At 34.7% G+C, this 14,531-nt stretch carries 15 protein-coding genes; 11 read left to right on the top strand and 4 right to left on the bottom strand.

What is annotated here, in order from left to right; genetic code table 11:
* The first annotated feature begins 214 nt into the window (after positions 1-214).
* Positions 215-1,375, top strand: coding sequence for a formate-dependent phosphoribosylglycinamide formyltransferase (gene purT / locus Q1W72_RS11130; protein ID WP_302135250.1), 1,161 nt, complete (start codon positions 215-217; stop codon positions 1,373-1,375).
* A 106-nt stretch (positions 1,376-1,481) separates the two neighbouring features.
* Here purT and Q1W72_RS11125 read toward each other — a convergent pair whose 3' ends face one another.
* Positions 1,482-2,345: an AraC family transcriptional regulator gene (locus Q1W72_RS11125; protein WP_302135248.1), complete on the bottom strand. Its 864-nt coding sequence runs from the start codon at positions 2,343-2,345 to the stop codon at positions 1,482-1,484.
* 91 nt (positions 2,346-2,436) lie between these two features.
* Here Q1W72_RS11125 and Q1W72_RS11120 point away from each other — a divergent pair, with 91 nt between their 5' ends.
* Both Q1W72_RS11120 and Q1W72_RS11115 read left to right on the top strand, forming a co-directional pair.
* Positions 2,437-2,799 carry a DUF983 domain-containing protein gene (locus Q1W72_RS11120; protein ID WP_099714398.1) on the top strand — a complete coding sequence of 121 codons (363 nt, stop codon included), beginning with the start codon at positions 2,437-2,439 and terminating at the stop codon, positions 2,797-2,799.
* Between the two features lie 40 nt (positions 2,800-2,839).
* Complete coding sequence (locus Q1W72_RS11115; protein ID WP_099714397.1) at positions 2,840-3,160, top strand: DUF6370 family protein; 321 nt, start codon at positions 2,840-2,842, stop codon at positions 3,158-3,160.
* A gap of 38 nt (positions 3,161-3,198) precedes the next feature.
* Here Q1W72_RS11115 and Q1W72_RS11110 read toward each other — a convergent pair whose 3' ends face one another.
* Complete coding sequence (locus Q1W72_RS11110; RefSeq protein ID WP_302135244.1) at positions 3,199-4,842, bottom strand: hypothetical protein; 1,644 nt, start codon at positions 4,840-4,842, stop codon at positions 3,199-3,201.
* 229 nt (positions 4,843-5,071) lie between these two features.
* Here Q1W72_RS11110 and Q1W72_RS11105 point away from each other — a divergent pair, with 229 nt between their 5' ends.
* From Q1W72_RS11105 to Q1W72_RS11080, 6 genes are all read left to right on the top strand, one after another.
* Positions 5,072-5,746 (top strand): response regulator transcription factor, encoded by a 675-nt coding sequence (locus Q1W72_RS11105; protein WP_302135242.1) that lies wholly within the window; start codon positions 5,072-5,074, stop codon positions 5,744-5,746.
* A 3-nt stretch (positions 5,747-5,749) separates the two neighbouring features.
* The gene (locus Q1W72_RS11100; RefSeq protein WP_302135240.1) at positions 5,750-7,138 is read left to right on the top strand and encodes a HAMP domain-containing sensor histidine kinase; all 1,389 of its coding nucleotides are present in this window, start codon (positions 5,750-5,752) and stop codon (positions 7,136-7,138) included.
* 80 nt (positions 7,139-7,218) lie between these two features.
* Complete coding sequence (locus tag Q1W72_RS11095; RefSeq protein ID WP_282710761.1) at positions 7,219-7,926, top strand: hypothetical protein; 708 nt, start codon at positions 7,219-7,221, stop codon at positions 7,924-7,926.
* Positions 7,927-7,964: 38 nt separating this feature from the next.
* Positions 7,965-8,915 (top strand): bestrophin family protein, encoded by a 951-nt coding sequence (locus tag Q1W72_RS11090; protein ID WP_121342813.1) that lies wholly within the window; start codon positions 7,965-7,967, stop codon positions 8,913-8,915.
* A gap of 203 nt (positions 8,916-9,118) precedes the next feature.
* Complete coding sequence (gene fabD, locus Q1W72_RS11085) at positions 9,119-9,994, top strand: ACP S-malonyltransferase (protein WP_099714391.1); 876 nt, start codon at positions 9,119-9,121, stop codon at positions 9,992-9,994.
* Positions 9,995-10,102: 108 nt separating this feature from the next.
* Positions 10,103-10,354 (top strand): hypothetical protein, encoded by a 252-nt coding sequence (locus Q1W72_RS11080; protein ID WP_121343369.1) that lies wholly within the window; start codon positions 10,103-10,105, stop codon positions 10,352-10,354.
* A 35-nt stretch (positions 10,355-10,389) separates the two neighbouring features.
* Here the strand turns inward: Q1W72_RS11080 and galE are convergent, their stop codons facing one another.
* Both galE and Q1W72_RS11070 read right to left on the bottom strand, forming a co-directional pair.
* Positions 10,390-11,403, bottom strand: coding sequence for a UDP-glucose 4-epimerase GalE (gene galE / locus Q1W72_RS11075; RefSeq protein ID WP_302135234.1), 1,014 nt, complete (start codon positions 11,401-11,403; stop codon positions 10,390-10,392).
* Between the two features lie 85 nt (positions 11,404-11,488).
* A complete protein-coding gene (locus Q1W72_RS11070; protein WP_282714883.1) occupies positions 11,489-12,619 on the bottom strand; it encodes a DegT/DnrJ/EryC1/StrS aminotransferase family protein in 1,131 nt (376 codons plus the stop codon).
* Positions 12,620-12,846: 227 nt separating this feature from the next.
* On the opposite strand from Q1W72_RS11070, the gene Q1W72_RS11065 reads away from it, so the two are divergent.
* Together Q1W72_RS11065 and Q1W72_RS11060 are read left to right on the top strand one after the other, a co-directional pair.
* Positions 12,847-14,088 carry a 3-deoxy-D-manno-octulosonic acid transferase gene (locus Q1W72_RS11065; RefSeq protein WP_302135232.1) on the top strand — a complete coding sequence of 414 codons (1,242 nt, stop codon included), beginning with the start codon at positions 12,847-12,849 and terminating at the stop codon, positions 14,086-14,088.
* Positions 14,075-14,521, top strand: coding sequence for an N-acetyltransferase (locus Q1W72_RS11060; protein ID WP_302135230.1), 447 nt, complete (start codon positions 14,075-14,077; stop codon positions 14,519-14,521). The genes Q1W72_RS11065 and Q1W72_RS11060 overlap by 14 nt, the downstream gene beginning before the upstream one ends.
* The last annotated feature ends 10 nt before the right edge of the window (positions 14,522-14,531 follow it).

Here is a 14,531-nt window from a genome sequence, read left to right as displayed (position 1 = left end):
AGCCTCAAGATTTTCTTGGGGTTTTGTTGTTTTTGGGCGTGACCACAAGGGTCGGGCTTTCCGCTGCAATCTTTTTATTTCTCCGTTATCACTTCAAAAATAAAAAGGATTTTCACTTTAATCCCTCACGCAAAAAAACACTATTTTTGTTTCCGTTTTAAATTGCATTCCTAACCTTACGCAACTTTAAACTTCAAACATTAAACTTTTTTTCATGAAAATACTATTGCTAGGCTCAGGCGAATTAGGAAAAGAATTTACAATCGCAGCACAACGCATCGGACAAATCGTAATTGCGGTTGACAGTTACGAAAATGCACCCGCCATGCAAGTTGCCCATGATTTTGAAGTTATCAATATGCTGGATGGTGACGCTTTAGATAGAATCGTTGCCAAACACAAACCTGATTTTATTGTTCCGGAAATTGAAGCCATCAGAACCGAGCGTTTTTATGATTACGAAAAACAAGAAATTACCGTAGTTCCCTCTGCGAAAGCGGCAAACTTCACCATGAATAGAAAAGCGATTCGGGATTTGGCTGCCAAAGAATTAGGTTTAAAAACTGCTGATTACCGCTACGCCACAACTGCCGAGGAATTACAAAAAGGTGTTGAAGCCGTTGGAATGCCTTGTGTTGTAAAACCATTAATGTCATCGTCCGGAAAAGGACAATCTACCATAAAAACTGAAGCTGATATTGAAAAAGCATGGAATTATGCTGTAGAAGGTTCCCGTGGCGATGTGGTAGAAGTCATTGTAGAAGCATTTGTCAAATTCAATTCGGAGATTACTTTATTAACGGTTGTCCAAAATAATAATCCGACACTTTTTTGCGCGCCAATTGGCCATAGACAAGAACGTGGGGATTATCAAGAAAGCTGGCAACCCGCCAGAATTTCCGATAAGGATTTATACGAAGCACAAGACATGGCCGAAAAAGTAACTGAAGCTTTGGGTGGCGCAGGACTTTTTGGAGTAGAATTTTTCTTGGCTGATGACGGCGTTTATTTCTCGGAATTATCACCTCGTCCGCATGATACTGGAATGGTAACATTAGCTGGAACACAAAACTTCAATGAATTCGAATTGCATTTAAGAGCCATTTTGAGTTTGCCCATTTCCGAAATTACATTAGAAAAAGTGGGAGCAAGTGCCGTAATTTTAGCTTCGGAAAACTCAACAAACCCAACGTATTCCGGCATCGAAAACATTGCTTCCTTACCTAAAACTGATTTCAGAATCTTTGGAAAACCAACTTCAAGACCGTATAGGAGAATGGGCGTGGCTTTAGTCAATGATACTTTAGAAACTCCTATTGAAGAAGTGGTAGAAAAAGCGAAAAAAGCAGCTAGTTTGGTTACCGTGAATTCGTAATTTACTATCTATAGTATTGTCAAGTCGAGCGCAGTCGAGACTAACCGTTGAGTCTCGACTGCGCTCGACTTGACAAACGTCTTAAGGAAATGACATTGATTCCCCATTACTTTTTAACCATTCGAAAAACTGTTGGAGTCATTCGGGTATGTTTTTTAAATAATCGTGTAAAATAAGAATAATCATCGAAGCCTAATTCCGTTGCAATTTCATTAACGGTAAACTTTTTATCCATCAGCATGCGTTTCGCTTCGAGTATAATTCTATCTGTAATTACCTCGGTTGTGGTTTTTTGCAACATTTCATTGCAAATCCTGTTCAAGTGTTTTAAAGTAATTGCAAGTTGCGAAGCATAGAAAGAAGGTGCTTTTTCTTTTTTAAAATTATGTTCTAAAACCAATTCAAATGTTTTGATTTTCACATTATACGAATGGGCTTCGTGGAGATGTGTTTCACTATATTTTCTGGCAATTTCAATGTGAATAATGTCTAACAGATTCATGATTCTATCCTGTTTCAACAGCTGATTTGCCTGAGTTTCTAAAATCAGACTTTCAAAATAAGGGAGAATCAATTTCGATTCGGTTGCATCAAAAAACATTTCAGGCTTATTATCCACCGAAGAATAAAAAGGATAATCGCCAATGGTTTTTTGTCCAAAATAAAGATTATACATTTCCTGGGAATAGAAAATCACAAAACCTTCCACATCATCGGATAAATTCCAATGGTGCATTTGTCCGGGTTGCAAGAAAAACATACTTCCCGGCTGAATCGTAAATACATCAAAATCGATTTCATGCGTTCCGGAACCTTTCGTAAAAAAAACCAGAACATACGAATTATGGCGGTGAGGTTCCTCAACAAAACTATGGTCGATTAAGTGATTTTTGAAGGTGTTAATATACAAATCACTATTCACTGAATTACAGTTAAACCGCTGGATGTTATAAATCGGATATTTTTTCATCTCCTCTAAATGTCTTTATTGTGCTATAATAAGCGAATATAGAAAACATCCATGACATGAATAAGAAATACCTTTGATAAAAATAATAACGATGTCAAATTCTATTGTACACATCCTGAATAATGATTGCCCTCACTGTCTTAAAGGCAAAGTTTTCAATGAAAAGAATATTTTCTTAAACATTGGATTTCCTAAAATGAACCAGTATTGCTCGAATTGCCAGTTTAAATTCGAAAAAGAACCTGGCTATTTCTTTGGCGCCATGTATGTCAATTATGGTTTAACAGTAGCGCAAGGTATAGCGACATATGCTGTAGCGCAATTCTTCTTTACCGAAAATTTTGATTTGAGAATCATTCCAATTATTGCTGTTGTCATTATTGCAATGTCTTCTTTCAACATTCGTTTTTCCAGATTATTGTGGATTTATATGTTTAAAAATTATTCGATATAAAAAAACGAGTATCTTAGCTGAAGTAAAAATTTAATCATTTATGAAAAAGTTACTATACTTAGCTATTTTGTTCTCTGCAACACTTGCAAGCGCTCAGGATAAGAAAGAAGAACCAAAAAAACCTCAAATTGTAGAAGCTTCATGCGGACAATGCCAATTTGGGATGGAAGGACACGGTTGCGAATTAGCCGTTCGCATTGACGGAAAATCCTATTTTGTTGACGGAAGTTCTATCGACTCTCATGGAGATGCGCATGCCAGCGATGGTTTTTGTTCTGCCATTAGAAAAGCGGAAGTGGTTGGTAAAGTGGTTGACAATAAATTCAAAGTCACCTCATTCAAATTACTGCCAAAAAAATAAAAAAAGGGCCTAAAGAAATTTCTTTAGGCCCTTTTTAATTATTTCGTTTTCATGCTCATTTTCAGATTGATATTCTCAAAACTCGAAACATCAATTACTTCTTCTAAGTCTACATCAAAAGAAATTTTTATACTGTCACCCACCATTGTAACTGGCAATTGATTCGATATTTGTGAAGAACCTACAAAAATATTAGGATAATCTTTGACTTTAAAATAATAAAAACTATTCCCATTTTTCACATCATTCTGGATTCGGGTTACCACTGATTTCAGCGATTTTTTATTGGAAACACTGTTCGGATTTATTTTATTATCCGCCATATTATAGACGTTTTTAAACGAAGTCAACGTTTCTCGCATCGTATTGCCTACGCCCACAATCGTATAATCTGAGATGGCAACCATCGCAAACATTTTGACCAATCCACCGTCATCTTTAAGTGTCATTACATACGTGGGAATATTGTTGATATTGTACGGAATAGGCAACGAAGCCTTATAGCCTTTTTCCTGAACCTTCCCTTGTGCAGAACTTTGAGCAGCAAATTCTGTTGCGCCACCTTGCTTATAAAAGGTAGTTTCTTTGGTTCTGGTATCCACCAATACAAAACCTACTGCTGATTCTTCTTTCCCCACCGAAGTCAATCCCGTATACCAATAGGATTTATTGTCTTTTCCGTACACCAATGTCAATCCTTCCGTGATTTGAAGTTTATCCGCATTAGAAAAATTCCAATACCCGTGAACATATTCTCCCCAATCATTCAATTGATCTTCTATGAAATCCAAAGGCTGAATTCGATCTACCCATTTTGGTGTTTCAGCAATTGAATATTCTTTTATAGCTCCAGATTGCGCATCAACCACAATAACACCAGTCGCTTCTTTTCCTGAGAAACCAATTTTTTTCACATATTTAGTGACAATCCAAAATGGATTTCCAGCATCATCAATTTCAAAACTAAAATCAGCCAGACCAACCGTAGCGTTTCCATTAAAATAAACATGTCTGTGAATATCACTTTGAAAATAAGCCCCTTGCTGGTACTTAATCTTAATGGCTTTCCCTCCTACACTCTGAACTAATTTCACATCGCGTTCATTGGTTGCAGAAACCATAACATATCCCGCAGTTCCTTCTTGATTGTTAAACCATTTTAAAAAACCAGAATGCAATAATGGAGCAACCCAATACAAGTTGTCATTTACCTTTTGGATACAAAAATCCCCTAATTCTACCTGACTTCCCAAAGCTGGTTGTGAACCTAATATTTTTTCACCCAAAAGATGCGCTAACTCCTCATCGACCACACGGATTTTATCAATAGAAATTGGAGCAATATGATTGGTTATTTTTTGGCCGTTTTTAACCTCGCCTATTAATTTTTGATACGAATCGCTTCTGAACATTTTTAAGCTTGTTACAAAAGGAAGCGCGATACAATACACTAAAAGTATTCCTGCCAGAATATACAAAACCTTGCTCGGTCTGGAAACAATCTTCACTTGCTTTGTTTGCTGTGAAACAGTAAATCCCAAAGAAAATAAAATCCCAAGAATAACTAATAACAACAAAACAATAGCAAAACCCGTAAATCCATAATTAATTACCGGCAGGTTGATGTAAAAAAGGAAAAATCCAAAAAGGAGTAAGAAAACTATAGAGAATATTTTTTTCATAAAGCTGTTTATTTTTATACTTAATTAGTAACCAAGAAACAAAAAATGTTACAAAACAAAACCGTAATAAATTAATAATGAAGCCTAAAAACAATTCTACGATTTGGATATAAAAACACAAAATGAAACTTTCAACAAATTATAAGATTTTGTTAATATTAGTTTAGCAGCTGTATTTTGGAAAAAAAATAAAAGTTTAAACATTAGATTTGTAGAAATAGTAATGTTAATGAAGTTATTAATCGTTGAAGATGAACCTAATCTTTCGTCAATTATCCGCAAAGGGTTTTCAGAAAAAAATCATGAAGTAAGTGTTGCACTTGATGGTACCACAGCGTTAGATTTACTCTCTAATCATAATTTTGATGTGGTGATTCTAGACGTAATGCTACCTGACATCAATGGTATTGAAATTTGCAGACGCTTGAGAGCTGCTAAAAACTTTGTTCCCATTTTGCTATTAACTGCATTGGGAAGTACTGAAAATATAATAAACGGATTGAATTCCGGAGCCGATGACTACTTATTAAAACCGTTCAAATTCCTTGAACTTGACGCAAGAGTCAATGCCCTTTCCAGAAGAGCCGGTCAAATACAAAAACCGAATGAAATCATAACTATTGCCGATCTTCAAATTAATTCAAAAACAAAATCGGTAACCAGAAATGGAGACACCATTGTTTTAACAGCCAAAGAATTTAAACTCTTACATTATTTAGCCATCAACTCTGAGACTATTTTATCCCGCGAACAACTTTTAGACAATGTTTGGGACATTAATTTTGACATGAATACCAATGTAATTGATGTCTACATTAACTATTTGAGAAAAAAAATTGACAAACCGTACGACACTAAATTAATTCACACCATGAAAGGCTTGGGTTATGTACTGAAACCATAAAAAATGCAGATTAAGAAAAAAATTACCTTTACCTATATTGCGCTTTCAACCCTCAGCACCCTTTTATTGAGTTTGGTGGTTTTCTTTTTGTTCAAACAAAATAATCAATATCATTTTTTGAAACGATTACAAGATAGGGCTAAAATTGTAGCATCTATTCATTATCAAAACGACCCTGTAAAAACCCGTTATTTCAAAGAATTTAAAGCTAATGGACTGGAAGAACTGATTGATGAACAAGATTTTGTTCTTAAAGTCAGTGGGAAAAATACATTTGAATACAATACCAATCTTGATTTACCAGCTGATTTTTATACAAAAGTAATGGCTAATGGTTCTAATTGGATAGAAAACAGCAATCGTTATTTTTATGCCCAGACTTTTACGGAATCCAATCAAAAATATATCGTAATCATCACCGCAATAGACCGAAGGGGAAATGTCAGCAGCATTTACATTATTCAAATTCTCTTTTTTGGAGGATTGGCTTTTGTATTATTGGCTTATTTTCTTGGTAGATTTTTGGCAAGAAGAGTAATAAATCCAGTAGCCCGAATTACGGATGAAGTAAAAATAATAAGCGCATCAAACCTTCACAATAGACTTCCCGAGACCAACAGCACTGATGAAATTGCCGATTTGACAAAGACATTTAATAACATGCTGGACCGACTGGAAACCTCCTTTGAAATCCAGGCAAACTTCATCAATAATGCTTCTCATGAGCTAAAAACACCCGTGACAACTATTATTGCCGAAGCAGAAATCATGCTTTTAAAAGAACGAAATATTTCGGAATATATCTCTTCATTAGAAAACATTCACAGTCAGGCATCAAGATTAGGAGATCTTACGGAAAGTCTTTTGAAACTGACACAAACCGGTTATGACGGCAAAAAACAATTATTAGATATTGTCAGGATTGATGAACTTCTAATGGATGTAAAATCAGATGTTGATAAAATTTACCCTAATAACAGAGTAACGATCAAGATCAAGAAAATCCCGACTGACCCAAGTTTTCTGGAAATCCCTTGTAACAAATCTTTACTGGAACTTTCATTGAATAACATTATCGCTAATGGTGTCAAATATTCTGATAACGAGACTGTTTTTGTTACTTTATTTGTAAACAGCTCTAGCATCAAAATTTCTATTACTGATATTGGCATTGGTATTCCGGCAGAAGATATTCCACATCTTTATGAGCCGTTTTTTCGAGGCAAAAAAGCATCAAAATACAATGGTTATGGATTAGGGCTTCCTCTTGCCATGAAAATAATCAGGATGCACAATGGCGAACTTCAAATACAATCTGAACCTGACAAAGGCACTATTGTAAATATTACTTTTAATACCGCCAAGATTAGAAATTCTAATGTGAATTCTTAGAATATTCTAATTTTAATTTAAGGTTGCTATAAACTGGGTACTGTTATTTTGTATGTATAAATAAATCAAATTTAATACATATGAAAAATATTCTTATCCCATCGACATTACAAAGTGACACAATCAATGCGGTAAAAACTGCTATAAACTCATCTAATGGCACTCAATGCCAGCTCGTATTGATGTTACTTGCAGATATTCCTGACACCTTTTCTTCTGCCAGTTTATTACGAAACATCAATAAAGGTTTAAGCACTTCGCAAGAAAATGTTTTGCAGATGTGCCGACAAATCATTTCAGAATCTAAAAATTGCAGTTTAAAAATTCACCATCAATATGGTATTTCTTCTCCTGTTTTTAAAAATCTAATGGAGCATTTTACTATTGGACTAACAATTATTACTCCTTCTTTTAAATCTTCAAAAAAGAAAATCAACAGTTATTGTGTCCAAATTATTTCTAACAGCAAATGCCCCATTTTACATACAAACGCAAACTTTGAAGAAGAAATCTTAAGCCAAGCATTGTATATTAAAAATTCAGATTCAAACCTTCATGCAGAAGATCTGCAAACGTACATTAATACAATTCTTTCATTGAAAATTGTAGGTGAAACCAAAACAAACGAAAACAAACCTTTTTTGACGGATACGATATCAAAAAACAACATTGATATTTTGATTGAAACCAGAAAACCTAAAAAATTAAAATTACTTAAAACAGAAAAAAAAGCACTTAACGAAACCTTAGGCCTGCCAGTTCTTTCTCTGTACGAAGAGATTTCTTAGTAAAATAAATAATTGTTTAAAATTTAAACCTAAAACATATGTTACTAAAAAAGAAAATTCCCATGAAATATGTGCTGGGTAAGATAAAAACTGAATTGACATTGGTGATTCTCTTTTGTATTGCATTTGAAATTTTTCATTATTTTTTCAAAACAGCTTCTGTTAATATTCCTATCGCAATCCCTACTATTATTGGTACTATTATTTCATTATTATTGGCCTTCAAATCCAACCAAGCTTATGACCGTTGGTGGGAAGCAAGAATAATATGGGGCGCAATTGTAAATGATTCCAGAACACTTTTACGCCAAATTATTATTTTTTATAACGACCCTAATTTCTCCGTAGAGGCAAACGATTTCAAGGAAAAATTCGCAAAAAGACAAGCTGCTTGGTGTTACAGTCTTGGACAAGCACTTCGAGAAAAAGATCCTATTAAACCAATAAGAGATTTGCTAGACGAAGATGAGTTACGCTTTGTAAAAAAACACAAACATGTACCAAATGCCATTTTAATGCTACACGCCAAAGATTTAAAAAAAGCACTTAATGCAGATAAAATTAATGTTTACCAACAAGTAGAAATCGACAATACATTATCGCGACTGTGTGATTCAATGGGTAAATGTGAGCGTATAAAAAATACCATTTTCCCAACAACATATAGCATGTACATTAGATTTGCGCTGTGTTTATTTATAATTCTATTGCCTTTTGGATTAATTAATATTATTGGCTGGCTTCAAATTCCATTGGTGACAACCATTGCCGCCGCTTTTTTCTTAATCGAAAAAATGGCCATTCATTTGCAAGATCCATTTGAAAACAGACCTACAGATACTCCTGTAAGTGCGATTTCGAATACAATTGAAAAAAATCTTATGCAAATGGTTAACGAATATCGAGATGAATTTGATGAAGAATTACCTGTTTATGGAGCAAAAGCACATCATATACAACCTTTAAACAATGCTTATTTCGTTCTTTAGTTTTTGATTTTGGTGAAAATCCACTCATTAATTTGAGTGGATTTTTTTTTAGATTGAATGTACTATTTTATAAATGGACCATCCCTTCAATAGAAAAAGGAACCCTAACAGATAGTTTCAAATACCGCAAAAAATAGTATTTTTGCATTCCGATTGAAACTAATATTTCAATCCTTACATTTTTCAATCTTTAAATTAGACACATGAAAGCATACGTATTTCCAGGTCAAGGCGCACAATTCACAGGAATGGGTAAAGACTTATATGAAAATTCTGCTCTTGCAAAAGAATTATTCGAGAAAGCCAACGAAATTTTAGGTTTCCGCATCACAGACATCATGTTTGAAGGAACAGCCGAGGAATTGAAAGAAACCAAAGTGACACAACCGGCAGTTTTCTTGCATTCTGTGATTTTGGCAAAAACGCTTGGTGAAGATTTCAAACCAGAAATGGTAGCGGGACATTCATTAGGTGAATTTTCAGCTTTAGTAGCAAATGGCGCTTTGTCTTTTGAAGACGGATTAAAACTGGTTTCACAACGCGCTTTGGCAATGCAAAAAGCCTGCGAAATAAAACCATCTACAATGGCAGCAGTTTTAGGACTGGCTGACAATATCGTAGAAGAAGTTTGTGCTTCTATCGACGGAATTGTAGTAGCTGCAAATTACAACTGCCCAGGACAATTAGTGATTTCAGGAGAAACATCAGCAGTAGAAAAAGCATGTGAAGCGATGAAAGCCGCTGGTGCAAAACGCGCATTATTGTTACCTGTTGGAGGTGCTTTTCACTCTCCAATGATGGAACCGGCTCGTGAAGAACTGGCTGCAGCTATTGAAGCAACTACGTTTTCTGCCCCTATTTGTCCGGTATACCAGAATGTAACGGCAAGCGCAGTTTCAGATCCGGCAGAAATTAAGAAAAACCTAATCATTCAATTGACAGCTCCAGTAAAATGGACACAATCTGTACAACAAATGATAAAAGACGGAGCAACCCTATTTACTGAAGTAGGTCCTGGAAAAGTATTGGCAGGATTGATTGGAAAAATTGATAAAGAAGCAGTTACTGCGAATGCATAATTAGCATTTAGTGTTCAAAATAGTATCCTCATAAACTCTTGTTTATGAGGATTTTTTTTATCTTTATAAAATGAGTTAAAATCAATTTTAATTTTTAAAATGAAAAAAATGAAAAAAGCACTTTTAGGATTAGCATGTATTGCAACTTTAATGACTTCTTGCAAAAAAGAAACAAAAGACGAAGTAAAAGAGGCTACCGAAGCCGTTGGTAATGAAATGGAAGAAGCTATAGACACAGCAGCTGTAAAAGTGGATGCTGCAGCTGATTCTACCAAGGTTAAAGCAGGAGAAGTTCTTGAAAAAGGAGCTGACAAAATGAATCAAGCCGCTGAAAAATTGAAAGAAGCAGCAAAAAAATAATTTTAAAAAAAGGGCTGTCAATGACAGCCCTTTTTTTATTTTCTAATTTTCTGTTCCCATTTCCAGGCACTGGCCATTGCTTCTTCAAGCGTGGATTGTGCTTTCCATCCCAGAACAGTATTAGCTTTATCCGTATTGGCGTAAGCCGAAGTAATATCTCCTTCTCTACGTCCTACAATTTTGTAAGGCAATTTTTTACCGCTTACCTTTTCGAAAGTATGTATCACTTCTAAAACAGAACTTCCGGTTCCGGTTCCCAGATTAAAAGTTTCCACTTTAGCTGTATTTTTTTTATTCAATAATCGTTGCAAAGCAATCACATGGGCTTTCGCCAAATCTACTACGTGAATATAATCGCGTACCGCTGTTCCGTCTGGAGTTGGATAATCATCTCCATAAACAGCTAATTCCTTGCGCAATCCAAAACCAGTCTGCGTAATAAACGGCACTAAATTCTGAGGAACTCCAATAGGCAATTCTCCAATTTCAGTAGATGGATGCGCCCCAATTGGATTAAAATAACGCAATAAAATTGCATTAACATTGGTTACTTTGGCAGTATCAGTAATGATTTCTTCTCCTATTTGTTTTGTGTTTCCATAAGGAGACATAGCCGTTTGAATTGAAGCGTTTTCGGTAATTGGCATTGTTTCAGCTTGACCATAAACCGTACAAGACGAACTGAAAATAAAATTCGCTTCTGGTTTTTGCTGTAATTCCTGCAAAATATAAACTAACGCATTGATGTTATTCTCATAATACAATAACGGATTTTCTACGCTTTCACCCACTGCTTTTGAAGCTGCAAAATGTATAACACCTGAAATATCATGATGCCTTTTAAAAAAGTCCTGAACCTTATCCTTTTCGCGCAAATCTAACTTTTCGAAAGCGGGAACTTTTCCGGTAATATTCTGAATTCCATCCAACACACTCAATGATGTATTCGATAAATTATCTACAATTACTACTTCAAAACCCTCATTTTGTAATTCGACAACAGTATGCGAACCAATAAAACCCAAACCTCCTGTAACTAATATTTTCATGATTACTTTTTTGTACAGACGCGATTTATAGCATCTCTTAATATTTATACCACATAAAAAAGACGCAATAAATTGCGTCTTTCTATTATTTTAAAAACTCTAAAACGCTATCCGTAATGAATTTAATTTGTTCGTCATCTAATTCTGTATGCATCGGTAACGAAATAACTTCTTTAACCAACTGATTGGTAACTGGGAAATCTTCCTCTTTATATCTGGAATCCAAATATGCTTTTTGCGAATGCAATGGAATTGGATAATAAATAGCACATGGAATTCCTTTGTCCAACAAATGTTGCATTAAACCATTTCTGTCAGCATCAACAATTCGCAATGTATATTGATGAAAAACGTGACAATCACAAATATCACAAATACTTGGTGCAATTATATTTTTATGTCCTTCAAAAGCAGTTGAATATTTTCTGGCTGCATCTTGTCTGGCTTTACTGTACTCGTCTAACAAAGGCAATTTAGCATTCAAAACAGCTGCTTGAATACTGTCTAAACGTGAATTTACACCTACGACATCATGGTGATAACGTTCGTACATTCCGTGGTTTACAATTCCGCGAAGTTTGTGGGCCAATGCATCGTCATTTGTAAAAATGGCTCCACCGTCTCCGTAACATCCAAGGTTTTTGGAAGGAAAAAAGGATGTAGCTCCTACATGTCCAATCGTTCCTGCTTTCTTTTTTGTTCCGTCAGAAAATTTACAATTGGCACCAATCGCTTGCGCATTATCTTCAATAACGTATAAATTATATTCTTTGGCGATAGCCATAATAGCTTCCATATTGGCGGCACGGCCAAACAAATGTACTGGAACTATTGCTTTTGTTTTTGGCGTAATCGCTTTTTTAATTCCTTCGATAGAAATATTCATGTTATACATATCCACATCGACTAAAACTGGTGTCAATTGCAGTAAAGCAATTACTTCCACTGTCGCTGCAAAAGTAAAATCGGCAGTAATTACCTCATCTCCTGGTTTTAAATCCAATCCCATCATTGCAATTTGCAACGCGTCGGTTCCATTAGCACATGGAATTACGTGTTTTACGTCAAGATATTCTTCTAAAGATTTTTGAAACTGATGAACTTGAGGCCCATTAATGTAAGTATTTGTATCCAGAACCTGCTGAATAGAAGCATTTACAGTGGTTGCAATTTTATCATATTGACTTTTCAAGTCAACCATTTGGATTTTTTTCATTGAAATTTTTGTTAAAGTTCGAAAGTTTATAGTTTCCAGAAACCACAAACACTTTCTTAAAACGAAGAACAAAAATAGTTATTTATGAGTTTAAACCAATGCAACCCACATTAAAAAACGATATTATTCCAATGAAATAAAAAGTGAATTCCTGACAACCAAAATTTATATATTGCTGCCGAAACAAAAAACCTAAAGAAAACGTATTTTAGCCCAAAATTTCAACGATGCTTTTTCTCTATAATCTAATTGTTCAAATAGCTGGTTTTTTATTAAAAATCGCAGCTCTTTTCAGCCCAAAAATGAAACTTTTTGTAGAAGGCCGCAAACTGGTTTTTCCTGTTTTGGAACAAAAAATAAAACCTACCGATAAAACAATCTGGTTTCATGCTGCTTCCTTAGGCGAGTATGAGCAAGGCTTGCCCGTAATTGAAAAAATAAAAGAGCAATTCCCTTCTCACAAAATTGTACTTACTTTTTTTTCGCCCTCGGGTTATGAAGTTCGTAAAAACAATACCGTTGCAGATGTTACGGTTTATTTGCCTTTGGACACCCAGAAAAATGCTCAGAACTTTTTAAAAATCGTTCATCCGGATTTGGTGTTTTTTATTAAATATGAATACTGGCCCAATTATTTATACGAACTCAAAAAACGGTACACTAAAACCTATTTAATTTCTGGAATTCTTAGAAAAAATCAACTGTTTTTCAAATGGTATGGCGGCTTTTACAGAGAAGCATTAAATACATTCTCTTACTTTTTTGTACAAAATGAAACTTCAAAAAAATTACTGCAAGAAGTAGGCAAAACGAATGTTTCGGTTTCTGGGGACACCCGATTTGACCGAGTTGCCGCAATTTTAGAAAAAGACAATTCCTTGGATTTTATTGCTCAGTTTAAAAACAACACATTAACGATTGTCGTGGGAAGTTCGTGGCCGAAAGACGAAAATTTATTAGTGGATTTCATTAATTCGAATACACTAAGTGTCAAATTTATAATTGCGCCACATAATATCAAAGAAGAACAAATTCAACAATTAAAAAATAGCATCACCAAAAAAACCGTTTTATTCTCTGAAAAAGAAGGACAAAATCTCGCTGATTTCGATGTTTTTATCATTGACACAATTGGGATTCTGACAAAAATTTACAGTTATGCGGATATTGCGTACGTGGGCGGTGGTTTTGGGAATCCCGGAGTTCATAATTTACTGGAACCGGCAACCTTTGGCGTTCCAATACTCATTGGCCCCAACTATTCACATTTTGCAGAAGCAACAGCACTGGTAAATATGGAAGCTTGTATTTCTATCAACAATAACAAAGAGCTAGACGAAGCATTTAAAAACCTAATCCAGAACGATGACATCAGGCACGAAAAAGGACATATGTGCAGCACTTTTGTACAAATGAATAAAGGAGCTACAGCCATTATTCTGAAACACATCTTGAATGATTCAATTTAAACCGTTAGTAATTTCTGATATCGAAACGATTGTGTCGATGATGCAAGAGTTTTATGCGATTGATAATTATCCTATTGACATTGACGTTTCCAAAACTTTATTTAAAGAATTTATTTCCAATGAAAATCTGGGAAAATCATGGCTCATTTTATCCGATAATGAAATTGTAGGCTACGTTATCCTAACCTTTGTTTTTAGTTTTGAATACCAAGGAAAAATTGCTTTTTTAGACGAATTGTATTTGACCGAAAAAACTAGAGGCAAAGGAATTGGAAGTAAAACCATTGCATTCATTCAAAATGAAAGTCATAAACTATCGTTAAAACTTATTTATCTGGAAGTGGAACAACACAACGAAAAAGCACAAAAATTGTACCTTGCGCACGATTTTGAGATGCACAACAGAAAATTGATGCGATACAAAATCAAATAAAATTACACCC

Origin of the sequence: Flavobacterium sp. ZE23DGlu08, from assembly GCF_030505335.1 — a bacterium.
GTDB lineage: Bacteria > Bacteroidota > Bacteroidia > Flavobacteriales > Flavobacteriaceae > Flavobacterium > Flavobacterium algoritolerans.
This window is presented reverse-complemented; position numbering and strand designations above follow the sequence as displayed.